27 protein-coding genes and 1 tRNA gene are annotated in these 26,519 nt (G+C 61.8%); 17 read left to right on the top strand and 11 right to left on the bottom strand.

What is annotated here, in order from left to right; genetic code table 11:
- Window positions 1-13: 13 nt before the first annotated feature.
- Both I6F36_RS21320 and I6F36_RS21315 read right to left on the bottom strand, forming a co-directional pair.
- On the bottom strand, window positions 14-229 hold the full coding sequence (locus I6F36_RS21320; RefSeq protein WP_036002903.1) for a hypothetical protein: 216 nt from the start codon (window positions 227-229) through the stop codon (window positions 14-16).
- A 152-nt stretch (window positions 230-381) separates the two neighbouring features.
- Window positions 382-675: a hypothetical protein gene (locus tag I6F36_RS21315; protein ID WP_036038816.1), complete on the bottom strand. Its 294-nt coding sequence runs from the start codon at window positions 673-675 to the stop codon at window positions 382-384.
- A gap of 252 nt (window positions 676-927) precedes the next feature.
- Here I6F36_RS21315 and I6F36_RS21310 point away from each other — a divergent pair, with 252 nt between their 5' ends.
- Window positions 928-1,983, top strand: coding sequence for a polysaccharide deacetylase family protein (locus I6F36_RS21310; protein WP_225172086.1), 1,056 nt, complete (start codon window positions 928-930; stop codon window positions 1,981-1,983).
- Between the two features lie 132 nt (window positions 1,984-2,115).
- Here I6F36_RS21310 and I6F36_RS21305 read toward each other — a convergent pair whose 3' ends face one another.
- On the bottom strand, window positions 2,116-2,508 hold the full coding sequence (locus tag I6F36_RS21305; RefSeq protein WP_036024216.1) for a hypothetical protein: 393 nt from the start codon (window positions 2,506-2,508) through the stop codon (window positions 2,116-2,118).
- Between the two features lie 364 nt (window positions 2,509-2,872).
- Here I6F36_RS21305 and I6F36_RS21300 point away from each other — a divergent pair, with 364 nt between their 5' ends.
- The 12 genes from I6F36_RS21300 to I6F36_RS21245 all read left to right on the top strand — a co-directional run bounded on the left by I6F36_RS21300 (window position 2,873) and on the right by I6F36_RS21245 (window position 13,144).
- Window positions 2,873-4,171, top strand: coding sequence for a site-specific integrase (locus I6F36_RS21300; RefSeq protein ID WP_225172085.1), 1,299 nt, complete (start codon window positions 2,873-2,875; stop codon window positions 4,169-4,171).
- A 209-nt stretch (window positions 4,172-4,380) separates the two neighbouring features.
- On the top strand, window positions 4,381-4,623 hold the full coding sequence (locus tag I6F36_RS21295) for an AlpA family transcriptional regulator (RefSeq protein WP_225172084.1): 243 nt from the start codon (window positions 4,381-4,383) through the stop codon (window positions 4,621-4,623).
- A complete protein-coding gene (locus tag I6F36_RS21290; protein ID WP_225172083.1) occupies window positions 4,620-5,033 on the top strand; it encodes a hypothetical protein in 414 nt (137 codons plus the stop codon). Before I6F36_RS21295 ends, I6F36_RS21290 begins: the two co-directional genes overlap by 4 nt.
- Before the next feature lie 69 nt (window positions 5,034-5,102).
- Entirely contained in the window at window positions 5,103-6,041 is a 939-nt protein-coding gene (locus I6F36_RS21285) for a hypothetical protein (RefSeq protein WP_225172082.1), read from the top strand.
- Window positions 6,042-6,252: 211 nt separating this feature from the next.
- Window positions 6,253-6,597, top strand: coding sequence for a hypothetical protein (locus tag I6F36_RS21280; protein ID WP_225172081.1), 345 nt, complete (start codon window positions 6,253-6,255; stop codon window positions 6,595-6,597).
- Between the two features lie 46 nt (window positions 6,598-6,643).
- The gene (locus tag I6F36_RS21275; protein WP_225172080.1) at window positions 6,644-7,462 is read left to right on the top strand and encodes a hypothetical protein; all 819 of its coding nucleotides are present in this window, start codon (window positions 6,644-6,646) and stop codon (window positions 7,460-7,462) included.
- Window positions 7,463-7,750: 288 nt separating this feature from the next.
- On the top strand, window positions 7,751-7,957 hold the full coding sequence (locus tag I6F36_RS21270) for a hypothetical protein (RefSeq protein ID WP_225172079.1): 207 nt from the start codon (window positions 7,751-7,753) through the stop codon (window positions 7,955-7,957).
- Window positions 7,958-8,057: 100 nt separating this feature from the next.
- A complete protein-coding gene (locus I6F36_RS21265; protein ID WP_225172078.1) occupies window positions 8,058-10,343 on the top strand; it encodes a bifunctional DNA primase/polymerase in 2,286 nt (761 codons plus the stop codon).
- 1,031 nt (window positions 10,344-11,374) lie between these two features.
- Complete coding sequence (locus I6F36_RS21260) at window positions 11,375-11,647, top strand: hypothetical protein (protein ID WP_225172077.1); 273 nt, start codon at window positions 11,375-11,377, stop codon at window positions 11,645-11,647.
- Window positions 11,648-11,661: 14 nt separating this feature from the next.
- A complete protein-coding gene (locus tag I6F36_RS21255) occupies window positions 11,662-11,856 on the top strand; it encodes a hypothetical protein (RefSeq protein WP_225172076.1) in 195 nt (64 codons plus the stop codon).
- The gene (locus I6F36_RS21250; protein ID WP_225172075.1) at window positions 11,837-12,019 is read left to right on the top strand and encodes a hypothetical protein; all 183 of its coding nucleotides are present in this window, start codon (window positions 11,837-11,839) and stop codon (window positions 12,017-12,019) included. The genes I6F36_RS21255 and I6F36_RS21250 overlap by 20 nt, the downstream gene beginning before the upstream one ends.
- Window positions 12,020-12,508: 489 nt before the next feature.
- A complete protein-coding gene (locus tag I6F36_RS21245) occupies window positions 12,509-13,144 on the top strand; it encodes a hypothetical protein (protein WP_225172074.1) in 636 nt (211 codons plus the stop codon).
- Window positions 13,145-13,157: 13 nt separating this feature from the next.
- On the opposite strand, the gene I6F36_RS21240 is transcribed toward I6F36_RS21245, so the two are convergent.
- The 6 genes from I6F36_RS21240 to I6F36_RS21215 all read right to left on the bottom strand — a co-directional run bounded on the left by I6F36_RS21240 (window position 13,158) and on the right by I6F36_RS21215 (window position 20,869).
- Window positions 13,158-15,509 carry a hypothetical protein gene (locus I6F36_RS21240; RefSeq protein ID WP_225172073.1) on the bottom strand — a complete coding sequence of 784 codons (2,352 nt, stop codon included), beginning with the start codon at window positions 15,507-15,509 and terminating at the stop codon, window positions 13,158-13,160.
- A 122-nt stretch (window positions 15,510-15,631) separates the two neighbouring features.
- Window positions 15,632-16,297, bottom strand: coding sequence for a hypothetical protein (locus I6F36_RS21235; protein ID WP_225172072.1), 666 nt, complete (start codon window positions 16,295-16,297; stop codon window positions 15,632-15,634).
- Between the two features lie 530 nt (window positions 16,298-16,827).
- Window positions 16,828-16,903 (bottom strand) — tRNA-Thr (locus I6F36_RS21230).
- 99 nt (window positions 16,904-17,002) lie between these two features.
- The gene (locus tag I6F36_RS21225) at window positions 17,003-18,802 is read right to left on the bottom strand and encodes a heme biosynthesis protein HemY (protein ID WP_225142330.1); all 1,800 of its coding nucleotides are present in this window, start codon (window positions 18,800-18,802) and stop codon (window positions 17,003-17,005) included.
- Between the two features lie 35 nt (window positions 18,803-18,837).
- Complete coding sequence (locus I6F36_RS21220) at window positions 18,838-20,058, bottom strand: COG4223 family protein (RefSeq protein WP_225142328.1); 1,221 nt, start codon at window positions 20,056-20,058, stop codon at window positions 18,838-18,840.
- A 64-nt stretch (window positions 20,059-20,122) separates the two neighbouring features.
- The gene (locus I6F36_RS21215; RefSeq protein ID WP_225142327.1) at window positions 20,123-20,869 is read right to left on the bottom strand and encodes a uroporphyrinogen-III synthase; all 747 of its coding nucleotides are present in this window, start codon (window positions 20,867-20,869) and stop codon (window positions 20,123-20,125) included.
- A 157-nt stretch (window positions 20,870-21,026) separates the two neighbouring features.
- Here I6F36_RS21215 and tsaD point away from each other — a divergent pair, with 157 nt between their 5' ends.
- The 3 genes from tsaD to I6F36_RS21200 are packed head-to-tail and all read left to right on the top strand — an operon-like array spanning window position 21,027 to window position 23,493.
- Window positions 21,027-22,094, top strand: coding sequence for a tRNA (adenosine(37)-N6)-threonylcarbamoyltransferase complex transferase subunit TsaD (gene tsaD, locus I6F36_RS21210; RefSeq protein ID WP_225142360.1), 1,068 nt, complete (start codon window positions 21,027-21,029; stop codon window positions 22,092-22,094).
- Between the two features lie 2 nt (window positions 22,095-22,096).
- Window positions 22,097-23,077 carry an NAD(P)H-dependent glycerol-3-phosphate dehydrogenase gene (locus I6F36_RS21205; protein WP_109141995.1) on the top strand — a complete coding sequence of 327 codons (981 nt, stop codon included), beginning with the start codon at window positions 22,097-22,099 and terminating at the stop codon, window positions 23,075-23,077.
- Between the two features lie 2 nt (window positions 23,078-23,079).
- Window positions 23,080-23,493, top strand: coding sequence for an EVE domain-containing protein (locus I6F36_RS21200; RefSeq protein WP_036002930.1), 414 nt, complete (start codon window positions 23,080-23,082; stop codon window positions 23,491-23,493).
- A gap of 92 nt (window positions 23,494-23,585) precedes the next feature.
- Here the strand turns inward: I6F36_RS21200 and I6F36_RS21195 are convergent, their stop codons facing one another.
- Window positions 23,586-24,680: an adenylate/guanylate cyclase domain-containing protein gene (locus tag I6F36_RS21195; RefSeq protein WP_192893382.1), complete on the bottom strand. Its 1,095-nt coding sequence runs from the start codon at window positions 24,678-24,680 to the stop codon at window positions 23,586-23,588.
- Between the two features lie 102 nt (window positions 24,681-24,782).
- Between I6F36_RS21195 and I6F36_RS21190 the strand changes: the two genes are divergently transcribed.
- A complete protein-coding gene (locus tag I6F36_RS21190) occupies window positions 24,783-25,238 on the top strand; it encodes an SRPBCC domain-containing protein (RefSeq protein WP_036024228.1) in 456 nt (151 codons plus the stop codon).
- A gap of 108 nt (window positions 25,239-25,346) precedes the next feature.
- Here I6F36_RS21190 and I6F36_RS21185 read toward each other — a convergent pair whose 3' ends face one another.
- Window positions 25,347-26,516: a DNA topoisomerase IB gene (locus I6F36_RS21185; RefSeq protein WP_036024230.1), complete on the bottom strand. Its 1,170-nt coding sequence runs from the start codon at window positions 26,514-26,516 to the stop codon at window positions 25,347-25,349.
- Window positions 26,517-26,519 lie beyond the last annotated feature (3 nt).

Genomic DNA, 26,519 nt, shown 5'->3' with positions numbered 1-26,519 from the left:
CCCGGAATGACGATCACTGCCCGTGCTGGGTCAGCACCTTGTCGCAGGCCTTGCTCAGCTTGGTGCGGTTCTGCTTCAGGCAGGCCAGCACGGCACCGTCGCCATTGTCCATTACGGGACGGCAGAAGCGCGTGACGTCGCGCGCGCAGGCATCATGGCCGGGCTGCTGTTGCGCGGAGGCGCTCGATGCGCACAGGAGCAAGGAAATAACGAAAAGCAGTCTGGTCATCGCGCAATTGCCTCTTACCCGGAAAGACGTGCGGGCGAAGCTAGTGCGACGATCCCGCACCTGCAACGGCTTTGTTGACTAGCTGCAGGGCGCCGCCGCATCACCCCGGCTTCATGCCGGGGGGCATGACGAGGGGAGCTGCAGCGTCTTGGTTACTGTGTGTCCTGAGCGTCAGCGACCTTGCGCGAGGCGCCCTTGGCGAGGGTCTTGTCCATCACCGCGCGGCATCCGGCGCTGAGGTCCGAGCGATGCTTGATCATGCACGCGGTGATCTTCGGGATATTGGGGATCTCGGCCGAGCAGAGACGGAAGGCATCGCCCGTGCACATCTGCTGCGCCTCGGCCGAGAAGGCGAAGCTCGCGCCCGTCGAAGCGATCGAGACGATGGCGGCAAAGCCCAGGGCCAGGCTGGTGTCGCGGATCTTGCCGGTAAACGACTTGGTCATTTGAAGCTCCCGTTGGCGCCGCCTCAGCGGGCCCGTTGTCGATGGGAGCTACGATGCTCCGGCAAAACCGTTTCCACTGTGATGACGCTCACGGGAGACCCGTCCTCTGTGATCTCAGTCACTCAGACGCAGCCCACTGAAATTCCTTCGCAACCGCTGTCGTGTTGGTGTCACGTTAACTCTTACTTCGCATTAATGGCTCGTCGCGCGGGAAATTCCGCCGGTTTGGTTGCGTAATTGGAAAGAGTAACGATGCGTAATGCGTTGGGCCTGATGCTGGCCAGTGTAGTTGCGGCGGTCGTGATCGCCGCCGGCGGTTGGTTTTATTATTCCGCGCGCGCCGACCAGGGCGCTCCCAAGACAGTTGCCGCCCGTGCCGCCGACCCATTGCCGGCACAGGCGAAGCTCGCCGCCAAGGACGACGTCGAGACCACCGCGGCCGTCGCGGCCAAGCCGGCCGCAGCAGCTCCAGCACCTGCCCCCGTGCCGGTCATGCCGATGCAGCCGAAGCAGGCCTGCGCCAATCCGAACGCGCTGGGCGTGTTTCGCGTCGTCGAGATCGACACGACGGGCGGCCCCGGCTTCGGCTTCGAGCATTTCAAGCAGTTCGACTTCCTGACCGAGAAGGAGGTCGTGCTGACCTTCGACGACGGTCCGTGGCCGGTCAACACGCCCACGGTGCTGAAGGCGCTCGCGGACGAATGCACCAAGGGCCTGTTCTTCTCGGTCGGCAAGCACGCGACCTACCATCCGGAGATCCTGAAGCAGGTGCTGGCCCAGGGCCACACGGTGGGCACGCACACCTGGTCGCATGTCAATCTGAACAGCAAGAAGTTGACCGAGCAGCAGGTCAAGGACGAGGTTGAGAAGGGCTTCAGCGCAGTGAAATTCGCGCTCGGCACCAACCCGGCGCCGTTCTTCCGCTTTCCGCAGCTTCAGCACAATCCCGCGATGGTGAGCTATTTCGGCACCCGCAACGTCGCGATGTTCTCGACCGAAATCGACTCCTTCGACTTCAGGAAGGGCGCGACGCCGGAGAAGATCGTCGAGACCGTGATGACGAGGCTGGACAAGCTCGGCAAGGGCATCATCCTGATGCACGACTTCCAGAAGAACACGGGCCTCGCCCTGCCGACGCTGCTCGCGCGGCTGAAGGCCGGCGGTTACAAGGTCGTGCAGATGAAGGCCAAGACGAGCCTCCAGACGCTGCCGGAATATGACGAGGCGCTGATGAAGGACATGAAGGTGCCGACCGCAGGCACGAACTCCCGTCCGATCGCGAGCGTCGTGCAAACGATCTCGCAATAAGCGCCAAATCCAAAACTCTTGCGTCATGGCCGGGCTTGTCCCGGCCATCCACGTTTTAGGATCAGGCGCGGAGACGTGGATGCCCGGGTCAAGCCCGGGCATGACGGCGAGATCAGGGTACAGGTCGGCGCCTCACCAATAGATGCCGTGGCGATGCAGCTCGCTGATGATGCGGCGCTCGGTCCAGCTGCGCTTGGGCTTCGGCTTGTCCGCCTTTGCCGTGGTCTTGGCGGCGGGCTTGGGCGTCGTGACCGGCGCGGAGGCCGTCGCCGGTGTGGTGACCGTCGGAGTGGTCGCCACTGTCGGCGCGGAGAGCGACACCGCCGGCGGACGATCATGATATTTCTGAACCTCGGTGGCCGGCGCGGCTTCGCTCACCTGCGCCGTCACGGTGCTCGCCGATGTCGTGGTTTGCGGAGTGGAGGTCTGTTCGCCTGCCGCGGCGAGCGACAGACCGCGGGAGCCGCCTGCCTGGGCGGAGGCCGAAGCCAGCAGCATGGCGGCAATCAGAATGATCTTGCGCATGTGAAGTCTCCCCGTGTTGGCGTGACAGGACGTTAGGGGAGCCATGTCTGCGATTATGTGATCGCGATCACGCAGCCGAGCGAGCCCTGATGCAGGCTGATGCCTGGTCATCGGAGCGCTTGGGGTCGGATGAACCGGGGCGCTGGTGCCGCAAGAGGGATTCGAACCCCCGACCCCGTCATTACGAATAACGGATATAGTCCAAACAGCACCGAACACTTTCGAACGCAAATACCGCGTTAACCCCCATATCTAACAGGGTTTTTGCTGAGTTGTGCGGCCGAGCGCCCCACGCTATCTAACACCCTATTCCGGCCGATCTTCTTACCCCTAGCTTACCCCGGCCGCGTTGGTAGGGCTCCGAATGAGCGAAGGTGCAACCGTAGAGAAGAAGCCCCGCGGCCCGGCCCGAGCGTTGCCGACGCTGACGGCCAAGACCGCGGCCAGTGCCAAGGGCGACCCCGCGGGCCGCTATGAGCTTCGGGACGCCGGTAAGGACCACGTACGGGGCCTAGGGCTGGTCGTGCAGCCCTCCGGCAGCAAGACATGGGTTCTCCGATACGAAGCGGCAGGCGTGCCCCGCAAGCTCACGCTGGAGCCCTATAGCGACGAATTTGGACTGGCCGCCGCTCGGAAGCTCGCCAGCCGGTTCCGCACTAAGATCGCCGAAGGGGCCGATCCGGCCGCCGAGAAGGCGGAGGCCCGGCGCAAGGCCGCCGCCGGTATCGACCACGGGGCGATGTTCTCGACGGCGTGGACCGACTGGACGAACGCGCCGAAGCCCAAGAGCCGCAGCAAAAAGGGCTGGCGGCCATCCACAGCCTTGCGAGCCAAGCAGGACTATGAGCGGCGTCTTGAGCCGGTATGGGGCAAGCGGCGGCTCGATGAAGTCACCAAGGCGGACGTGTCCGCTCTGTTGGACGGCATCGCTAAGAAGCACCCCCAAGCCGCAGCGCGGCTGCATCGGGTCTTGGCGTCGTTCTTCAATTGGTGCGTAGCGAAGGGGCGCATCCAAAAATCGCCGTGCGAAGGCTTGGAGTCGGCGAAGCGCAACAAACGGAAGCGCAAGCTGACAGACGCCGAATTGCGTTGGCTATGGCTTGCTTGCGACAAAGAGCCGTTCCCGATGGGCTATTTTGTGCGCTTGCTGATTCTGACGCTCGCGCGCCGCAACGAAGTCGCTGGCGTTCGTAAACGCGAACTGCATATGGGGAATCGCCGCACGTGGATCATTCCCGCCGAGCGAACGAAGAATCACCACGAACACGAAATCTTCCTGACCGACGCCATGCTAGACGTCATCAAGGCGATTCCGACCGTAAAAAACGACACCGGGTATCTGTTCTGCACCGATGGGGAAAATGCCTTCTCAGGATTCTCGAAGGCAAAAAGGCGGCTCGACGCTGCCATGCTCGAAATCGCGCAAGCAGAAGACCCGGACGTAGCCTCGATTCCGAACTGGACGCTCCACGACTTGCGCCGAACGGGCTCAACTCGCATGCAGCGTCTGGGCTTTGACAACGAAGTCGCTGAAGCTTGCCTCAACCACGTGGACGATGACGCGTATCTGCAACACGACTTCTACGAACAGAAGGTTCGTGCGTTCGAAGCGTGGTCGGCGGAAGTTCTCCGAATTGTCGGACTCCCGCTGAGTAGTCCCTAACAAGTGTTACTTGGACAGAAAAGTGCAGAACTGTTAGATGATGTCTGACAACGCTTGTAGGTCGGACATGGAAGGCGGACAACGGCGCACGGGGGCGCCTTCCGGACCGCAAGCGACGAAACCGAACGGGGCGGCGCTTAGACGCCGGTAAGGCCGTGGTTGCGCTTCACTGCAACCGCCCTACGAGGGCGGCGCATGGAGTCGCGTCAATGGCCTACACTCCTCGCCCCGGCGATGAAGCCGAATACGTCACGTCTGCCACGATCAAGCGGCGCTTTGATGGCGCCTCCGATATGTGGATTCATCGTCGCATGCGCGACGATCAATTTCCGCAACCGGTCTATCTCGGCACACCGACGCGCTATTGGCGCATGTCCGACATCGTCGCTTGGGAAACGGCGATGATCGAAAAAGGCTGCACACCGACGAAGCGTCGCAAGGTGCGCCCATGACCGAACCCCAATGGACCGATGAGATGCTGACTCGATTGATCGACGAGGGCTCGCTTGCGTCTCTCGCCGAGCACGCAAACGACCCTTGGCTGAAAGTACGTCTGCGCGCGACCACAACGAAGGTCCGAATGTTTCCGACCTACGTGAAAGCACAGGTTTACGCATATGTACTGCGCGATCGATTCAAGTACACGCCCGCCTCTCGCGAAGCGTTCTTGGTTCGGCATGTTTTGCCGAACAGCGGAGTAATCGCCGCATCCATCGCGAACTTGTATCGGGACGACCAGATCACTAACGCCGCAAATTCCATTTACTCGCACCTCAAAGCCGACCCAGCGGCCATGGAGGCGATGATCGCCGAAGTTAAGTCCTTGATCGACCAACCCCAAAACACCCCACGGCGTTTGTGACGTAGTCGATCTGCGTCCGTCTCGCCTAGACCTTGGTCATCGAGATCAACAAACCCCGGAGCTTTTCAGATGACTTCCGCATTGCCCAGCAAATCTGCACCGCCGGCCGGAATCGAGCTTCCGCGATATCCAGCGGACCGCCTCGGTCCGAAGGCGCATTCAATCTATCGAACGTACGAGCGTCTCGGCGAGCGGAGGACTGCGGCGTCGAAGTCGCATCAGCAGAGGCTGGATGAATTACGCGCCGAGAAGGTGCCGCTTCAGCGTGGACTTCGCGAAGAAACCGATGGTCGCCTGCCGCGAATCGACGCGGAGCGAGTCGCTCACTTCGAAGCCGCACTCGCCGACATCGATCGCCGAATTCGAGCTGAGTATGAGGCGCAAGCTGCCGACCCGCTAAACAATATCGTCGGACTCAACCAGATCGACGAAACGCTTCGTGCGCAGCACGGTACTCTCAAGGATCGGAACACGACGGACACGGCGATCGATGGCAAATCGTTAGAGGAGATGCACGAACTGCGCGGTGACCAAATCGCGCAATTCGAATACGAAGTGGAGGGCCTGTGGCTACAGCCCGTCTCTCGCACGGAAATCGAAGATCGCATCGTCAGGGACGTGAACGATCTCGCCAGCGGCGCTATCAATGTCGAAGGCGTGAAGTACATGCGCCCGCGCGGCATCCGCGGCCGTCCGTTGCAAGGTCATGTGAAGTTTCCGATGGCTCTCTTGGCCGGCAAAGAGATCGTGAACGTTGCCGCCGTTCTGCTCTCGGTCCCCGCCATCAAGAAACTGTTGATTGAATCCCTCGTCGCGAAGGCCCTGGCCGATCATGACGAATCACGCGCAATGACACCGATGCAACGCGAGCAGGCCGTGGCAGCGGCGCGCGAAGCACAGCGTGAGGCGCGCTATAAGTGTGCATTTTGGTATCGCAAGCTGATCGATCAAGGACGGTACGTTCCGGCACGCACCACTGACGCGCTCGCGCTGTTGGACGTCGAGTAACCGATACCTGACGCACTGTGCTGTGGTTGAAAATCCTCTTGTTGTGGCGTGGTGCGTTGGGGAGCTGCGGTCATCCGAATCCAGCCGCAGCGAGGCGAACGGCGCGCAATCACCTTCGAAGACCGCACATCGCGGGCAGGTATGGAAACGATGGTGATTGCGCCGCCGGGCGTTTTCGAAATGGGTTCTGAGCGAACAGGGAAGTATGATCATGACCGACAACACTGAAATGGCGCCGCTGAAGCGGGCCTATCTTAGCGCCCTCGCCGCGCGAGGCCGTGAAGCGGCCGACAGGGCGCTTCAGCCGTACACGAACGGTGCACGAGGCCCGCACGCGTGGAGGAAGGTCGCAGAGGCCGACGTCGCGAAGGCGGTGGCCACCCTTGAGCAATTGACGTTCCACGGTGATGGGGGCCAAGCGAAGACGGAGTCGCGCTTGCGGACGATCGCTAATGCCGCTTACGGCCGCGAGCAGCCGAAGCCGCCACGCGAGCTTGACCCCGTCGCCATCTTTGAGCGTTGGAACAATCCGCCGATGGCGAACCGCAGCGAGTAACGCGAGAGTGCAGCGCTCCCCAAGCTGCCAACATTGAAGGTGCATCATGTCCGAAGAATCCAAATGGCCGCCTCTGATCGGCAAACAACGTGCTCGCTATCTTTGCTATCGGTTCGGCTCCGAAGATGGCACGCTTAGCGGCATTGCGAATCCGTTCACCCGTCGCCGATGCAAAGCTCGGATCGATTATGAACGTGGCTACGCCCGCACTTGGCAAAACGACGCGACGCGCGCTTGCAATACCGCAGAAGACATCGAAGCCCAAAAGCGGATTGCACATTTGAGCTTCGCCGCCTTGCAGGCCGGCAACGCTGATCTGATGAAGCGGCCCATCCTGCTGCGCGGCGATGGGCGCGAATTCTGCGACCCCTTCGAGAATTCGATGCCTCTCGACTACTATACGGAATGGGGGCACGCGAGCGACCTCGCTACCACGCCCAAGTTTGTGCTGAACGACGCGCGGAAAGAATATCTGGCTGTGCGATGGCATAGCCCGGACGGCACCGCGCGGCATGTACCCGACGATTATCGATCGGCATTCGAAGCGCAGATGGACTATCACACGCAGGCGCTCGAAGCGAACCGCGAGAACATCGCGAAGCATTACGGCTCGCCTTACGGCAGTTGGCGCGGCATTCCGCAGGCCCGTCTCGCGGCGGCGAACCGTTATGCGCGACTCTGGCTGGGAAGGTTCGAATCTCGCTGCGAATTTGAATTGGCCTTATTGCGCATCACAATCGATGAGATGGACGCCGAAGAACGCGAACGAAAGGCCGAAGAGCTTATTGACAGTATCGAGCGCCAGATCGAGGACGTGGCGCAGGACATTCTGCAAGACATCTTAGCCGAAGGGGTGACGCCGTGACTCGGGACTTCAAGGCCGCGATGCTCCGGAGAATGCGGGCGCTCTACGGTCAAGGGTCTTACACCCAGCACAAGGTGTGGCGGCTCGCGCCGGAGCTTGGGGCTGGGTATCTCTTGGAGGCGGCTAGCGAATGGCCCTTCTGCGTGAACGATGCCGAAGATCGGAAAACGCTAGTCTCGCGCATGGCTACGGCCATTGAGAACGATGAGATCAGCTGATGAGCATCATATGTTACTTTGACTTTTAAAAGCAACCATGGCCACATGGCCGTACAATAGGACAAGGACGATGAAGACGCTTTCCCTTTCTGATGTCGTGCCCACCGCCGAAGCTCACGTCGTGGCCGGCTGCCCGACCGTGGATTCGTTCCGGAAGCATATGCAACGGGACCCGAAGGCGCCGGCTCCGTTCAAAATCGGACTGGCGAATTTCTATCAGCGTGCCGACTTGCTCGCATGGAAGCGGAGGCGCGACGCCGCGCGCAAGGCGAAGTAGGACGAAGCTAACAGACGCGCTCCCCAGCGACTCAAACGAAAACCCCGGCCGCGCTGCGAACGCGGTCGGGGCTAGTGATAAGCATGCGTGGAGCAAGGCAATGAGTATGAACGATAGCGCTCATAAGCGCAAAGGAACAAAGCCCAAGCCCTTCATTGGGTACGATACACGCGCCTTCGAGTTCATCCCGCTGCACAGGCCCAAGGCTAAGAAGACATACCCCAACGGCAAGACCAAAGAGGTAGGCAAGGCGCCGCTGCACGCACAATGGACGACTAAGCGGTACGACTCCAAGGCCGTGAAAGCCCGCTGTCTCGAAGAAGAGAGGAACGGCGGCATCCGTCTCAAGGCGACTCAGTTGGTCGTCGATATCGACCCGCGCAACGGCGGCGATGAAGGATGGCTTCAGTTGTGCGCCGATCTTGGCATTGATGACTCTAAGTATCCCAAGGTCATCACCGGCAGCGGCGGCGTGCATCTCTACATGTCGAAGCCCGAAGACCTGCTTATCCGGGACACGCTCGACAGCGAAGAGTATAACGGCGTCGAGTTCAAGACCAAGGGCCGGCAGGTCGTAGCGGCCGGTTCGATCCACCCCAACGGAACGCCGTATAGGTGGGATGACTCACACCCGCCCATCTCCGCCGAACTGCCGCCCGCGCCGCGTCGTCTTCTGAAGGCGATCGAACGGCCAGCGCGCAGCGGCGTCACAGGCGGCGGACAGTACACGCCCGACAAGATCGCCGAAGCGCTTTCTAATCTCGACGCCGAAGACTTCAGCGATCACGGCAAATGGTTGCAGATCATGCAAGCCTGTCACCACGCGTCGGCAGGCGAAGCGCGCAGTGAATTTGTCGAGTGGTCCACCCAAGACCCGGCCTATGCGAAAGACGCCTATATCATCGGCAAGCGTTGGGACTCATTGCACGCCGAGAAGAACGACGGCGTCACCTTCCGCACGCTGAACAAGTTCTTGCGCGATGCCGGCGCGAGCGCCCACACCGTCGCGGGCAGCGTCACCGAAGACGACTTCGAAGATGACCCGGACTTCGACTATGGCGGCGAAGACGACCTGGACTTCGACACACCCGCCAAGCTGTCAGAAGCATATTCGATGTTTGATGTTCCCGACGATGGGGTCGCGCCTGAGCCATCCAAATTCGCCGTGCTCGACGAATGGCAATTCATCACGGACTCGATGCAGTTCGTTCACAATGACGGCCTGCAGACGTGGAATAAAGATCAGTTCGCGATGCAGTATGGCTACCTATCGCGCAAGGGCGACGTCATCACTGACATCAAGCGCGGCAAGATTCCGCTGCGGAAGTACGACAGGCAGGTCTACATTCCCAATGCAGACCCTGTCGTGACCTATGAAGGCGCGCCAGCGTTCAACACTTGGCGCCCGTCCGCGATGATCCCGAAGAAGGGCGACCACCAATGGTTCTTGGACCACGTCGCCTTTATGTTTCCCGATCGAACGTCTCGCGGTTATGTGCTCGACTACATGGCTCAACTGATCCAGCATCCCGAAGTGAAGATTCATTTCGCGCTACTCATTCAAAGCGCGCAGGGTGTCGGCAAGGGCGCGCTTGCGATGGTGCTGCGAAAGATCATTGGCAAGCGGAACTGCGTGGAGCCCTCGAACGACGAAGTGACCAAGCATTGGACCGGTTGGCAGGAAAGCGCACAACTCGCGATCATCAACGAACTGATGGCCGGCGGCAGCGCTGTGGTGTTGAACCGCCTGAAAGCGCCCATCACCGAAGACTCGCTGAGAATTGAAAAGAAGTTCGGGAACACGTTTTCGATTCCGAATCATATGAACATCTTCGGCATGACCAATTTCAAGGACGCTCTGCCTATCACAAACGACGATCGGCGATGGCTTATCCTGTTCTCGAACGTGGAAGCCAGGCCGGCCGACTACTATGAGTCGCTGTTCACCAACATTGCCGATGACGACAAGGTGGCGGCGGTGATGCACTACCTTATGAATCGCTTCATCGCACTGAATCCCAAGGGCAAGGCGCCCTCGACGGCCGCAAAGCGCGAGATGGAGCAACGGGCGAAGTCCGACGAACTGATTAAGCTCGGCGACATGTTCGAGGAACGGCGCGCGCCCTTTCACTTCGATCTTGTCCGCGTGGCTGACATTGTCGCCCGAATCGAGGAGACGCCCGGCGGCAGGCGCGGCGCTAACAGCATCGCCCTACGATTCTTGGATCAGATCAAGGCGCAAAAGCTCAAGCGCTACACGCACGGTCGAAACGGCATGAAGGCCTACCAACTGTATGCGGTCCGCGATCACGCACGATGGAAGACGACAAGCCCGCTGAGTGCGATCGAGGCATTCCGGGAAGCGTGTCCCGACTTGGACGAATAGACCCCGGAGACAAAAGGGGTTGTCTCCGACTTCACCCCTTTATTTATAGGGTTTTTGTGCGTTTTGCCCGGTATCGGAGACAAGGGCGAAAGTGGGGGTTGTCTCCGACTTTAGCCTATAAAAACAGGGGTTTTTGCGATTCGGAGACAAGGAGACAAGCACTCGGTCAAACCCTATATAAGAATCACTCCCCTCCCTCCTATATGATTCCATCTCTCTCATTGGAATCTGTACATGCTAAATAGTGAGAAGTGGTTGTCTCCTTGTCTCCGATGCACGAAAACCCCTTTAGTTATAGGCTAAAGTCGGAGACAACCCCGATTTTGAGTCCTTGTCTCCGCTACACCCCGGAATCACGAAAACACTGCAAATAAAGGGCTGAAGTCGGAGACAACCCCGAATTTTTCGTGCTTGTCTCCGCTCGCTGGGAAAAGGCCCCACCCCTACCTACCCGGCGGCGCCCCATCTATCCACGTCTCCGCGGCTATGCGCAGCATCAGTGGCATCGCCTCCGAGCGTGTGCAGGCGCACAGGACAATGATTGTGCTTAACCAATGCATCCCGCCCGAAGGCAAGCAAACCACGTTGATCTTGGCTTATCGGGAGATCGCGTTGAAAACTGGCTTTGTTTCTTAAGCTCAATCACTTGCTACATAAAACATAGCACGCCAATCGTCCGCTCAATTGCGCAATCAATATGTGCGACGCTCTCGACAACGCGGCTTGTCGCCCCGCCCGCGTTTGTCGAGAAATGTTTCTTATAAGAGAAATTGTTTCTCGATCGAAGTCGTCATCATAGTTAAGAAATTTCTTAAGGTACTTCCAGCCCGAAAAGAGCTATGAGGGCAAGAACGGAGCGCAGGACACGATCGGACGTCATAGAAAAAATAATTCCCTAGGTAATGGGTAAGTCGGGTCTCCGTTCTTCGACTCTATTCGTAATGTCGCTCTCCGCGACGCGCGAGTGTTTGTTACTTTTGAGATTGGCGCTCGCGCTGGTAGTTTCGTCCAACCACTGAAGGGACGGGACGATGACCACGCGCGCAGACCTGTTCAACCGCTACAACGAATTCGCCGCGAAGTTCGGAGTCGACGCCGCGCGTCATGTCGTTGCGTGGCGGGGCTACTGCGCAAGCGCCGACGTCCGCCGCGTGGTACCGGGCGTCTACAATAGCTTGGTCCAATCCTTCGACGACATCGAGTCGGGCAAAGAGCGACTTCCGAGATATCGGCCTAGCTTTGATCAGCCACGACCACGCGCGAGCCGGTTGTTTGACCGGCGTTCCCTTTTTCCATGGCTGTAAAGGAGTCTCCCGACATGACGATGACTAAGAAAGCGTTCTGCACCACGTTCGGCATCGCTCGCGGTGATCTAGTCGGGGCGCCTGATGCCTTCGATGCGAGCGCAATGCTCTGCAAGCTTATTTCTAAGCACGACCCGGAACATGCCGCTGAGATTGTGGTCGGGATCATGCAAACATTGGAGCAGAACAATGTCCCGCAAGCCGCTTGAAAGGCCGAAGCTCGGCACGGGCTCTGAACGCATCAGCGTACGATTGCGTCGTGATCAGGTGAAAGCCATCCGCAAGCTGTCCGGTCCGCCGCCTTTCCGGCCGTCCGATTCAGAGATCGTCCGCCGCCTTTTGGATAAGGCGCTAAAGGCGACCCAGCGATGAGGATTCGTGCCTGCGCGCATTGTGGCGAGCCGTTCGCATTGGATCACGCGCATCGGAAGTATTGCTCTGAGAATTGCCTCGGCGCCGTACGCCGGCAACAGAGGTGGGCGCAATATGCCACGCGCAATGGCGAAAGGGCTGCACTCCACCCGTTCGATTTCCTAACTGCGTAGTGTGCGACACGGCGCTACACGACGGGCAGCGCAAGTTCTGTAGCAATCGGTGCAGGCGACTCGACTTCAAGCGGCGGCATTGCGATGAAGCGCAGCTCGACGCAGAAGGCGAGATTCTAGTTCGAGACCTGGAGGATTGCCCGCGCCGACTTAGGCTCGCGCGATTCATGGACAGGTTGGAAGGTGGCCATGTTTTCTATCAAAGGCCGCACCGCCCAACGTGGCTCAGCCCGCCGCGCGCGGGACGTTAATAAAGGACCTTGGCGTCGAACGAGCCCGTGAGAGAATGTTGCACGATTCGAGAACGGAGAATTTGATGAGTGATCCTTGGGCATTCGGCTGGACTCAGCTATTGGCTATTGTCGGACTCGGCATGTCCGGCATCATTTCGTTTCTAGGCTTGCGCACCTTTGATAAGTGGCAGCGGGAGAAAGTGCATGAGCGAAAGCTTGAAGTCGCGTTCGAAGCTCTTACTCTCGCTTACGAGTCGACTATGGTCTTCGACGACATACGGCGGCGGCTTGTTCGTGAATACGAATGGGCGGATATGCCGACAGACGGGATGAGCAAAGAGCAAATCGACCGCTCTCGAACATCGTATGCCTTGATAAATCGGTTCGGTCGCCACAATGATTTCTTCGACCGCGTCTTAAAGTTACAGCCGAAGATCATGGCAGTCTTTGGACCCGAAACAGAGGCGACGATGAACAAGCTACATCGAGCGCGTCACCTTATCCAGTTGGCCTGCGAAATGCTGATCGATATCCCTGACCCAAAGGCGGGTACCGAGGAGTGGGATTTAGTCCTGCAAGCACGGTCCGACATTTGGGACCATAAAAGTTCGGGGGTTAAAGAACCCGAACGTGTCACAACGCTGCTCCGTGCGTTCCGTTCAGAGATCGAAGCGAAATGCGGACCGTTCGTGAATCAAGACTTCCAAACTCACGGCTAGCGCCAGCGCCAGCCTATTTGCTCGCCGTCGTGAGCGTGGCCGATTGTGTAGCTTTACGCTTGTCGGCTAGCCGCTTAATCCGAGCATCCCAATATTTCTGTCTGGTCTCATGAAAACCGGGCATACCAAGGTAGATGCGCTGGGTCGCGTCCGCCAAATCGAACAAGGTGCGCATGTTCTGATAGTCGGCGAACTTTGCATGTTCCCCGCCAAGAGCTTTCCACGTTGAGGATAACCAATGATCCACCGTCAATTCGTGAGAAGTTAGCAGGAGCACTGGATTTGTTGGTTCGCCAAAGGGATTCACACGCCGCCCCCACGTGACAAATTTTTCTAGTAGCGCCTGCTCAGTATGCGTGAAATGGTCGCGCAACACCGCTATGACAATAACTGCCTCGGGCAATTTCGCTGCGATCTCCTTAAGTTTGTTTAGTTCTGCGGATGTAATTAGGTCACCCTTGCCGGTGGATTTGGCTTCTCCGATGATAAATTGTGGCGGGCGACGTAAATCGTTTGCTCGCTCATCCGTGTACCATGCGACGAAGTCGGCCTCTCGTTTCACGCCGTCAAACTCAAGATCCATGGCAGTCGCGAACGTCAGGCGATCCGAGCTTGGTCTGATGGTGCTGAGCACGCGCAGGGCGAGCAGAGCACTGTAAGACCCTCGCCCGAAGTCGGGCACAGAGAAGGGACCGACCACACGATAGGCCCAGTTTCGATTGTGCGCTTTGATGTTTGCCTGCGGAAAATCATATGGCTTCAGGCAGCGCTCACACACGATCCGATAATCAACTCCCGTTAGACCGCTCCAGTTCTTCGCTTTGCAATGGAAGCACTCGGTCTCAAGCCCTAGTCGAATCACGTTGTGCTTTGTAAAAGTCTCCAAGTCTGCCGCGTAGGGATGCTTCATTCTCCGCCGCGATATCAGGTCCGTCCAGTCTTTGATTGGCGCATTGCGTCGGTGACCACCCGCCATTCTATTGAGCAGCGCCAACGTCTCGACATCGGCCAGAATGCCAACTCCCCAAAGGCCCCCCAAGTGTTCAAGCATTTGTTTCGCAATATGGCCGGGTTCGGAAAGCTTGGCTTCAATTCCATTCTGCTTGAACCATCCGACAATCGCCTCATCGGGTCGCAGAAGCGAAACTGATTGACTCAGATTTTTGAACTGCTGCGTAAATGCCCAACCCTCGCCGCCAATGGAGACGTGGTCGGTCCCCATGCCAAGGCGAGGCCATGAGCGATCAAACGTATTAAAAGGCAGAGCCCAAGCGATGTTCGCATTCCCGTAGCTTGAAAGGCGCAGTACATTCACCCATCGATGATGGTGTCCGCCATAGCGCTCAGCAAATTCCGGCTCTAGCGGTTCGAATGTTGTTCGAAGTTGGTCTCGGTCCTCCTTTACCACCAAGTCGGCACGCCGCTCCTTCGCGACAACCTTCAATCGGCTATCGCGATAGATTCGGTCATCGCGGTGCTCGACCCACACCGGATTGCGCCAGTATTTCACGGAGACGGCTCCGGGAGGGAGCCCCGGCTTAAGCTTCTTTAGTGTAGCCTCAGCATCTGGCTTCTCGATGGAGCGCCCAAATTCGATGGTGGCGCGATGCATGACACCATTGGGATTCCCTACGACAGGTCGGTGCTCTAACTTCAGCAGGTCATAAACATCATCTGTCAGCCTATCGAACCAATCGAGGGGTATCGGAACAACAGGATGAGGCTCCAATCTCATGTTCCACAAATCGATACAGTCCGTTGCGCGAGCAGGATTGAAGATGAACACCACCACATCGTGATGCCAATAGCGGGTGGTCTGAAGACTATGGCGGGTTGCCCACAGGGGAGTCTGTGCACCCTTTCGGTATACGCGACGCCATGTATCAGGCGAGGCGTCAACGCTTTCCGGTTGGTACACATCCATGAAAGCTCGTCGGATATAATCAAGGTCGGGACTGGCGGGGTAGACACCGAACATGGATTCGGACAGCGCATTCCCACGCTGTGGTTTCACTAAGAAACTCTCTTGTTGTTCGCGAAGGAGAAATTTCTGCTCAGTTCGGTATATGTGGAACAGTACTTCGCGAATGTTCAAGCCAACAAGCAGCTCTGACCAATCCCGTCCGTCTCTCTTTTCCTGCAGTTCATCAAGGGTGATTACTAGAGGCGAAAATGTTGCGTGTTCTTGCCGCAGTGTGGCAAGATTTGCCTTTTCAATAAGGCCCGGTTCAGCTTCAACATAGACATCTGGTTCGAAGAAACGGGCATAGCCTTTCGCTATCGCGGGACCTTTCGAGCGATCATGAATTTCGCGCTTCCATTCCTTCGGCGGCCGATCGAACACAGGGATGATGGGATTGTACATGCCACCCCATAGACATGCTGAGATTCGCATTATCTTTCTAACCGACGCTAAGTCGGTTGGCCGCACGAGGAAGCCAATGCGCGTGGGTCGAAGTTGTATCTCCGCTGATATTTCCGCCATGGCTAGCGCTCGACTCCGCGGTGCAAGATTGATGGCTTAGAACAAACGATGAAGTCGCAATTGCTGGTATTCAGACTGACGGTAAGTTCGTCGGCTATCCCCCGGTCGCCATAGGCCCGAATCTTCGCGGTGTAGATGCCATAAGGTAGCTTGAGTTCTCGACCATCGGCGTTGATTACGCCCAACGTCTCATCATCACTCGACTGGTTTATATCGAAGAGCGGAATTTCTTTCTCCGCCCCTTGATCAAGGTTGAAGCGCCCTTGGACCGCTTTTCCCGCCTGATTCTTGGTGCGCAGTCCGATGTGCGTCTCGACCAGTTCGCCTTCGTGATCCCTCAACTCGACTATCTCGCACCGGCAGTTGAGGAGCTTTTCTGTCGGACTCGTGTTTCTGACCACGAGGCAGGCCTGATAGAAGCCATCCTCGCCAGCCGGCCGGTGCAATTTGCGATCGAAGACAAGATAAGCGGCTTCGAATTCTTTTTTGATGTACCAGTACAAGACCACGATGATAGCAGCGGCAACGCCAAAGGCGGGCGCCAGCTCAATGAACCCGCTCATTACTGTAGCGGCTTCGGTGCCGTACCCCCACTGCGTGAGACGGCTCAGTATCCAGGCCTTCACGGCGTCTTCGTAGACGGATTTGCCCAAGCCGGCGAGGCTCATGAGTCCGCCAAAGAGAACTAAGGGAAAGATATCGCTGTGCCGGCGCATGCGGCCCCCACTGCCTGAATCACCGAGCAGCCTTCGTACAACTTCTGATGTTTGCGGGCGAGCGCTTAGCAGACTGCGGAGATGACACGGGGATCGAATCAGGCTCTACTGATCCGGCTCACAAACTGATGGGGGCTCCACGCACAAAATGTTGGAATCCCATGATACTCAACAGACGATCCGTCAGGATCGTCATTCGTGTGAACGTGGCGGCATGTTTGTTTGGCATCGCTGCGATTATTAAAGCGCTTTCCTAGAGCGCTGAGGGGCCGCCCAGCGATGGGCGGCCCCTTCGCTTTTGAGTCGAAGCCGCATGCGAAGAATCCGTACCGCACCCTGCTCTGCGGCGAAGCGAATGCAGATTGAAGGCTTACCCGCATTCTCACGGGACAACATTCGACCTGCCAAACCAAATGGAGATCGCTGCTTACCCCGAACTTACCCGAGGCAGTTAACGAAGGCAGAAAAAAGCTGCTAAGTGCTGGTGCCGCAAGAGGGATTCGAACCCCCGACCCCGTCATTACGAATGACGTGCTCTACCGACTGAGCTATTGCGGCGAACCTGCCGGGACCAAAGCAATGCCGGCCCCGATACGCGCGCCCCTGATATCGGGCATGGCCCGAATTGGCAAGGACAAGCGGGAGGCGAAATACCGCTCACGCGCCCCAGCGGGACCAGAATCCGCGCCAGCCGCCCGCTTGGGCTTTGGGCGTGCCGATTTGTTCCGTAAATTCGTCGCTTGGGCCGTCGTCGTCGATCCCGGGATCGTCCGGTGCGCGGACGATCGGGATGACGGTCTGAGTCGGCGCCGAGGCGGGCTTGCTGAGGTCGGCGCGGGTCCGGAAGACCGGCGTCGGCGCCGGCGGCGATGATTCGGCGGGCGCCGGAGCCGGATTCGCCGGCTCGGCGGGCGTGACGACCGGCTCGTCGACCTTCGCAGTTTGCTCCCCAGTCTCCTTGGCCACTTCCTTGGTAGCCTCCTTCGCGGCGTCCTTGGCCTGAGGGGGTGAATTGTCCTGCGCGGCCGGTGCCGGCAGCGGGGCCACCTCCGGCGGTTCCACCGCGGCTTCGCTGGGAGCGGCGGTCACCCGCTTCGGCGGCGGAGCGGCCAGCATGGCTTCCTCGAAGGCCGAGGATTCGAGCGTGGGGCCCTTGTCCGAGGGCAGGCTCGCGACCGGCGCCTGCCACTGGAACGCATCGAGGCGGCCGGTGACCGGGGAGACCGGACGCCAGCGGTCGCTGACATAGCCGTCCGCGGTCCAGGCGGGATCGAGCCGGGCGCGCACCGCGCGCAAGGTCCAGGCGCGGGCGCGGCCGCCGTCACCATGCTCTGTGCGCTCGATCTCGGCCATCAGCAGCGCGACGCGCTGGGTCGGATCCTTGAGATAAGGCGCGAGCACCTCGCGCGCGCGGGCGAACTCGGAGGCCTCGATCGCAGCACGCGCGATCGCGAGCTGCCCTTCGACATAACCGGGCTTGTCGGCGGGGGTCTTCGCGGCGAGAGTTTCTACCCGCTGCAAGCGGTGCCATGCGGAATCGCCGAGCTTCACATGCGCATAGGCGTCCGCGAGATCGGGATGCGGATTGGAGAGCCAGGCGGCTTCCACCAGCTTCATGGCGCGGCGCACCTGATGCGCCTCGCTCTCGAATTTTGCCGCGAGCACGGCCGCCGGCACCAGGGTCGGCGCGAGCTTGACCGCCTCCAGCACGCTCTCGCGCGCGACGTCGCGGTCCATCGTTTCCAGCTCCAGCGCACGCGCGGCGAGCAGCACACCGCGCTGCCGGCGATAGGTCTGCTTGTCGATCAGGCCCGCGGACAGATTCGAATCGAGGATCGCGAGCGCGCCGCTCCAGTCGCCGCGCGCGCAGCGGAAGCCGAGCACCGCGTGCGAGGCCCAGGTCGCGGACGGCGACAGCTTGATCGCTTCCTCCGCAATCATCACGGCGCCGACCGCATCATCGGCGCGCTGCGCCTCGATGAAGAGACCGCGCAGGCCGAGCAGCCGCGTGTCCTCGCGTTCGGCCATGGCGCGGAAGACGCGTTGCGCCTCGTCGCGATTGCCTTCGAGCTGCGCCGACTGCGCGTGCAAAAGCAGTGCGAGCGGATCGTTCGGTGCATGCCGCCGCGCCGTCTCGGCGTGCCGGCGCGCGAGCGCGGAATCGCCGTGGCCGATCGCGAGCAGGCCATGGGTGATGGCATGACGGCCGCGGGCATGGCGCTTGTCATGACGGCGTCGGCGCAAGCGCCCCGGCATGCGCCAGATCGTCGTCAGGATACTCCAGACCAGCACGACGGAAGCGGCGAAAAGGCCGAGCAAGAACACGAACCTCGGCAGCGTCGTCGAGATGCGGAAGCTGCCCGCGGTCAGGACGAGGTCGCCGGACTGGTCGGCGACCCAGGCCGCGCCGGCCGCCGCCAGTGCGATCAAGACGAGAAAGAGGACGATGCGAAGCATGGCGATCCCTATACGCGCCGATTGTTGCGCGAATCTTATTGAGTAGATTTGGCGAGATCCGCCATGGCATCGTCGGCGAATTTGCGGGACGCGGCGAGCGCGGCGTCGCGGGCGTCGGCTTTGTCGAGCCAGGCCTGCGCCGGAGCACGATCAGCCTCGGGCAGCGTCTTCAGCTCGCGCCGCGCTTCGGCGAAATCGCTACGGAGCGCCGCCGCCGTGACGCGCGTCACGATGGCGCCGCGATCGTTGCCGACGCCATCGGTGCGCTCGATCCGCACGAGCTTTGACGCGCCGGCCTGGAGCCGCTCGACAATGCCGGCCTCGCTCGACGGAGCTTCAGCCGGCGGCGACAGCTTCGGCACGATATTGAGGAGCTCGCGGCTCAGCGCCGCCGATGTCGGGATGCCGGACGATGCAAACGCCTCGAGCGGCTTGAGCATATCGGGCTTGGTCGCCAGCGACCGCGCCGCCGCCAATTGCGATTGATAGGGATCGCCGTGGCGAACGGCAACGTCGAGCAGGGACGCCGCCACCACATAGCGGAGCGGCTTGTCGTCCATCGTCTTGGCCTCGGCGATCTTCTCGCCCTGCTGCGCAAGCTCGGCCCGCTCGGTCTTGCTGGCGCGCTCGAGCTGAGCGATGCGGTCGATGAGCGCGGCAAGATCGGGCGCGGCACTCGGCGACGCGGATTTCGCGTCGTTCAGCGCGCTCGCCGTCTTATCGAACTGTGCGCGCAAATTGGCGATGTCGCCGCGCAGTGCGCTCGCCGCTTTCTCCAACGCGTCGATCCGCGCGACTTGGGCCGGATCGGCCGCCGGCCTCGCGGCCCTGGCTTCGACCGCGGCAACGCGTCCGCTCAGCGCATCGACGGTCGCACTGGTGACCTGCGGCGCGGCCGGCGGGGCCTGCACCGCGGGCCAGCCCAGCATCCAGCCGACTGCGATCACGACCGCAGCCGCGGCAACGCCGGAGAACGGCGCGACGACCCAGGGCGAAATCGGCGCCGATACAGGCGCCGCCGCGGACGTCTGCTGCTCTGCCGATTCGGACTGAGGCTCGGCCTTGACCTGTTCCGAGCCGGGCTCTTCCACCCTGACCTGCTCCTGCGCGACATGCTCGGATGCCTCGGGCTCGCCCGCGACCTGCTGCGGCTGGGTCGAGACTTCCGTCGCCTCGAGGTCGATGGTGGGCGGGGTGCGCTTGGCACGACCCGGATCGGGCGCCAATCCAGCGTCTTCAGGCTTGTCGTCGGCCATCGTGACGGTTCCTCACACTTCCATACCAGGGATGGATTAGATTGCGTCGGATTCGGCCCGACCTTTACGCCAAACGGGTCCGCAACGCACGCTCCAAGGTGTCGAATAAGGCAGTTTCGTCCGGCGTTGCGGCCACCAGAACCTGTGACGCGCCGGCATCGCGCAGCACGCCCGCAACGGTCTCGGACAGGCAGCAATGCGGGATCGCCAGCGCCGAAATTTCGACACCTTCGTCCCGCGCCGCATCGAGGAACGCACGTGCGCTGCGCCGGGAGTAGTGCAGCACCGCCTCGATCCCGTGGGCGGCAAAGCCCTCGCACACCTCGCGCGGCAGATGCTTCACCGGCGCCATGCGGTAGGTCGTCTGCGTCACCACGCGGAAACCTCCCGCGCCGAGCTCGCCGCCAAGATCGCGCGACAGATCCGCGCCCGCCAGATACAGCAGCGTGCTGTTTTTCTTCAACACCTTGTCGCACGCGCTCTGCATCACCTTGTCGCGCAAGGACGCGGCGTCGCCCCCGGCGACGATCACCTCGGCAAAACCAGCCTCTCGCGCCGCTGCAGCCGTATGTTCGCCGACCGCGAACAATGGCAGCACCAGCAGACCGAGGTCCGGCAATTGCGGCGCTATGGCGCGAATCGCGTTGGCCGAGGTGACGAGAACGGCATCATAAGAAACTTCGCTCTCGCCTTGGAAGGCGACCGGCTCGAGCTTGAGCGCCGGCGCAAGCAGTACCGTATGCCCGCGCGTACGCAGATTGTCCGCCGTCGCCGCATTGTCGGGATGCGGCCGTGTGACAAGAATGGACATCGCTGCTGTTCCCGGACCATGTGGCGGTGACGCATTGACCAGAACCGCTGCGCGTGACGATTGCGCAAGCCGACCCCGGGATGCTACCGGACGTACCAGAACTCTGCTTTATGGATGAGCGCAAGGGCGCAAATTGGATAACAATTCGCCAATGCTGGTGCTGGGCATCGAAACCACCTGCGACGAGACCGCCGCGGCCGTGATCGAACACGCGGCCGACGGCAAGGGCAAGATCCTGTCCAACATCGTGCGGTCGCAGATCGAGGAGCATGCCCGCTTCGGCGGCGTGGTGCCGGAGATCGCCGCGCGCGCGCATGTCGACGTGCTCGATGGGATCATCGACCGCGCCATGAACGAGGCCGGCATCGATTATGCTCAGCTCGACGGCGTCGCGGCGGCCGCGGGGCCCGGGCTGATCGGCGGCGTCATCGTTGGGCTCACCACCGCGAAGGCGATCGCGATGGTGCACGACACGCCGCTGGTCGCGGTGAACCATCTCGAAGCGCATGCGTTGACGCCGCGTCTCACCGACGGCATCGAATTTCCCTATTGCCTCTTCCTCGCCTCCGGCGGCCATACCCAGATCGTCGCGGTCACCGGTGTCGGCCAATATGTGCGGCTTGGCACCACGGTTGACGACGCCATCGGCGAGGCCTTCGACAAGGTCGCGAAGATGCTGGCCCTGCCCTATCCCGGCGGCCCGCAGGTCGAGCGCGCGGCGGCAGGTGGCGATGCCACGCGCTTTGCGTTTCCCCGGCCGATGCAGGGGCGCCCCGATGCCAATTTCTCGCTGTCGGGACTGAAGACGGCGGTGCGCACCGAAGCGAGCCGGCTGGCCGAGCTCACGCCGCAGGACATCAGCGATCTCTGCGCGAGCTTCCAGGCCGCCGTGCTCGATTCAACGGCCGACCGGCTGAGCGTCGGCCTGAAGCTTTTCCGCGAGCAGTTCGGCGCACCGCGCGCGCTGGTCGCCGCCGGCGGCGTTGCCGCCAATCAGGCGATCCGCGGCGCGCTTGACGATGTCGCGAAGCAGGCCGGGACGCAGCTGATCATGCCACCGCCCGCGCTGTGCACCGACAACGGCGCCATGATCGCCTGGGCCGGCGCCGAGCGCCTGGCGCTTGGCCTGACCGACACGATGGACGCGCAGCCGCGCGCACGCTGGCTGCTCGATGCCAACGCGACCGCGCCCGCGGGCTACGGCAAGACTCGGGCGGGATTCTAGGGATGACCGCTCTCCAATCCGTCGCAGTGATCGGCGCGGGCGCCTGGGGTACGGCGCTGGCGACGGTGGCGGCGCGAGCAGGGCGAAACGTGACGCTGTGGGCACGCAATGCCGAGCACGCCGCGCGGATCGCATCGACGCGCGACAATCCGCGGCTGCCCGGGATTCGGATCGTGCCTGAGCTCGTCGTGACGAGCGATCTGGCGCTCGCCGCGCGTGCGGACATGCTGCTGATCGCAACGCCGGCGCAACATTTGCGCGGCGCGGTCAACATGCTGGCCTCGCACATCAAGAAGGCGGTGCCGATCGTCGCCTGCGCCAAGGGTATCGAGCACGGCACCCATAAGTTCATGACCGACGTGATCGCCGAGGCCGCGCCGCACGCGCAGCCGGCGATCCTGTCGGGGCCGAGCTTTGCCGACGATGTCGCACGCGGCCTGCCGACGGCAGTGACCCTGGCGGCAGGCGATGAGGCGCTCGCCAGCAGCCTGGTACAGGCGCTGGGCTCGCCGACATTCCGCCCCTATCACTCCACCGACATTCGCGGCGTCGAGATCGGTGGCGCCGCCAAGAATGTGCTGGCGATCGCGGTCGGCATTGCGGTCGGGCGCGAGCTTGGCGCCTCCGCGCAGGCGGCGCTCACGACCCGCGGCTTTGCCGAGCTGACGCGCCTCGGCCGTGCGCTCGGCGCACGCAGCGAGACGCTCACCGGCCTGTCGGGCCTCGGTGATCTCATTCTGACCTGCTCGAGCCCGCAATCGCGCAACTTCGCGCTCGGCCTCGCGCTCGGCCGCGGCGAGCAGCCTCCCGCCGGCAAGCTCGCCGAGGGCGAGTTCACCGCCCCCGTGCTGATCGAGCTCGCCGCTTCGCAAAACATCGAGTTGCCGGTATCTGAGGCGGTCGCATCGATCCTGAGCGGCAAAAGCACGATCGATGCCGCGATCTCGGCGCTGATGACGCGCCCCTTCAAGGCAGAGGAATAAGCATGGCGTACTGGCTCGTGAAATCCGAACCGTCGGTGTGGTCCTGGGACCAGCAGGTTGCGAAGGGCGCCAAGGGCGAGGCCTGGACCGGCGTGCGCAATTTCACCGCCCGTCAGAACCTCGTGAGCATGAAGAAGGGCGACAAGGCGTTCTTCTATCATTCCAACGAGGGCAAGGAGATCGTCGGCATCGCCGAGATCATCAAGGAGGCCTATCCCGATCCAACCGACAAGACCGGCAAATTCGTCTGCGTCGACATCAAGGCCGACAAGCCCCTGAAGACGCCGGTGACGATGGCCGCGATCAAGGCGGAGAAGAAGCTCGCGGATATGGCGCTGGTGAAATATTCGCGCCTCTCCGTGCAGCCGGTGACGGCAGAGGAGTGGAAGCTCGTCTGCAAGATGGGCGGGATGTAGTTACGTCGTTTCGTAGCCCGGATGGAGCGCAGCGCAATCCGGGAAAGTCTCGATTGAAGCCCGATCCCGGATTACGCTTCGCTCCATCCGGGCTACGATATCCGGGCTTGCGACTCCGCCAGCGCAAACACCTCGCACGGCGCGGCAATGCCGCGCAGCGAGTGCGACCCGAGCGCGACCAGCGGCATCTCCGTCTCGGCGGCGAGCGCGCCCGACACCAGCACCGTTCGGCCCAGCGGCTTGCACAATCCCTCCAGACGGCTGGCGAGGTTGACGGCGGGACCGATCGCGGTGAAGTCGAGCCGGTTCGCGGCGCCGATATTGCCCCAGAGCATCTCGCCGAGATGGAGCGCGGCGCCAAACGACAAAGGCGGCAGCCCTTGCGCGCGGCGCTCCTTGTTGAGGTACGCCATCCCGGCTTCGGCTGCGCTTGCCGCGCGCAAAGCAGCGTCACAGGCGCGGCGCGGGGACGCCTCGAGCACCGGAAAGATCGCGAGCACGCCGTCGCCAATGAATTTCAGCACCTCGCCGCCGAAGGCGTGAACCGCGCCGGCGATGCGATCGAACCAGGCATCGAGCGCCGCAATGACATCGGCCGGCGGTGTCGTCTCCGATAGGGTCGTGAAATTGCGCAAATCCGCATAGAGCAGTGCGGCCTGGATGGTCTCGCCGAGATCGCGGCGCAGAGGCGCCGCCAGTACCCGCTCCGCGCTGCGCGTGCCAAGGTATGCATCGAGCGTTGCCCGCAAGGTGGCGCGCGCGGCGAGCACGGCCAGCGGCGTTGCGGCGAAACGCGCGGCCTGACGCAATTGCTCGATCTCATCCGCCGTGAACGGACGCGGCCCGATCCAGCCGAGCAGCGGGCCATCGGGCCGTCCGGCGACATCTTCATGCACATCGCCGCCGGCGATATCGCGCAGCCAACGGCGGCCGGCGTCGTCGGGTGGATCGGGCGCGAGGCCGCCCGGCGCGAAGCCGAGCGCTTCGATCACCTGGCCGCTGTCGGCACGCCACAGCCAGGTCCGCTTCGCGATCAGCGGATGCGGCACCTCCAGCGTCAGGGCGCCTGCCGCGAGCGGCACGCCATCGGCGGCCAGATGCGCGCCGAGCTCCGCGAGCAGGTGGTCGGCCCCGCGACAATCCGAGGCCGCGTCGAGGAGCCAGGCGAGGGTCGGGGAGAGCTGCATGAGGCGATCATGGCGAAACAGGGCCGTCTTTGCCACGGGCAATCCTTGACGGAGCGGCAGGGCCGCCGCCATGTCCCATCGTCAGACCAGGGATGATTGCCGATGCCCGAACCCTTCATAGTGCGACGCGAGACCCAGATCGCGGCCCCGCGCGCCACTGTCTTCGCCTACCTCACCGACCCCGAAAAGATCCTGAGCTGGATGGGCTCCGACGCAACCACGGAGCCTTATCCCGGCGGGCTCTACCTGCTCAAGGGCGTCAGCCCGGACGGCGCCGCCGCCCGCGGCGCGTTCCGCGAGGTCGTGCCGGTGCATCGTCTGGCCTATACGTTCGGCTGGGAGGGTGGTCAGGAAGTGCCGCCCGGCTCGAGCCTGATCGAGATCGACCTGATCGAGCAGGACGGCGGCACGCTGCTGCGCATGACCCATAGCGGCCTGCCGAACGAAGCGCAGGCGGCCGCTCATGCAACGGGTTGGGCGCACTACCTTAAGCGGCTCACGATCGCAGCCGCAGGCGGCGATCCCGGTCCTGACATAGGTGTGTCAGATAATAAGTAGCTCTCGTAGGTTGGGCAAAGGCGCTCTTCGCGCCGTGCCCACCACCCGTCACCATGGGCAAATGGTGGGCACGCTTCGCTTTGCCCACCTTACGAGAGCGGCGCTTCATTACACTGCTGCCGTCGCCACCACCTGCGCCAGCAACTGCTCGCGCCTGGCCTGCGAGCGCTGACCCGTCATGGTCGCGGCGAAGCGCTCGAGGATGCCCTCCTCGAAGGCGGTGACGATGGTGTCGTGGACGTAGCTCTTGCGGCAGATCGCCGGCGTGTTGGAGAGCTGGTCGGCGGCGGCGCGGATCGCATCCAGCACCTGCTTCTTGCGGCCGCGCTGGCTGCTCGCCGGCGTGATCCGCGACAGCGATTCCACCACGACGGCGGACGCCATCAGCGTGCGGAAATCCTTCAGGGAAATCTTGATGCCGGCGATCTCGCGCAGAAACGCGTTCACCTGGGTGGTGCTGACCGCGCGCACGATGCCGGAGGCATCGCGATACTGGAACATGCGCTTGCCGGGAACGCTCTGCAAAATGCCGATGGCGCGCACCAGCTTGGCGGCGTCGCACTCCTTGCGCACCGCCTTACCGCCCTTGGCCTTGAAGGTCAGCACGAAACAATCGTCTTCCAGCGTGACGTTGGACTTCAGCAGCGTGGTCGCGCCGCGGGTGCCGTTGAGGCGGGCGTAGGATTCATTGCCGGGGCGGATCGCGGTGCGCGCGATCAGCTCGATCACGGCCGAGAGCGCGAACTCGCGCGTCGGCTCGTCCCCTGACAGGAACGCCGAGACCTTGCGCCGGATTTTCGGCAGCGCGCCGACGAGCTTTGCCAGGCGATGCGCCTTGCGCTGCTCGCGGACCTTCTCCCAGTCGGCGTGATAGCGGTATTGCAGCCGGCCCGCGGCATCGCGGCCGACGGCCTGCAGATGCGAGTTCGGGTCGGCGGAGTAGCGCACCTCGCGATAGGCCGGCGGCACCGCCATGGAATGCAGCCGCCGGATGGTGCGGGCGTCGCGGATATGCGCACCGTTGGGGCGGACGAAGGAATAGCCCTTGCCGCGCCTGATACGACGGATGGTCAGCTCGTTCTGGTCGCCGAGCCGCAAGCCGAGCTCCTTGGCGAGGGCCTCGACCGTCGCCGCAGGCGCCGCGTCGTAGGTCTTCTTGGGGCTCGGGCGCCTGAAACCGGTCGGTTTCGGCCATTGTCCGAGGGCCTTGGCTAGGGCAATGGCTGCAGGATCGGCTGAAGCGGGCCGTATCGTCCCGAGATTCTGCTGATCCATCATGGT

Source organism: Bradyrhizobium sp. BRP19 (assembly GCF_020194195.1).
Lineage (GTDB): Bacteria > Pseudomonadota > Alphaproteobacteria > Rhizobiales > Xanthobacteraceae > Bradyrhizobium > Bradyrhizobium yuanmingense.
The sequence above is the reverse complement of the archived record's forward strand: the minus strand, read 5'-3'. Positions and strand labels throughout refer to the sequence as shown.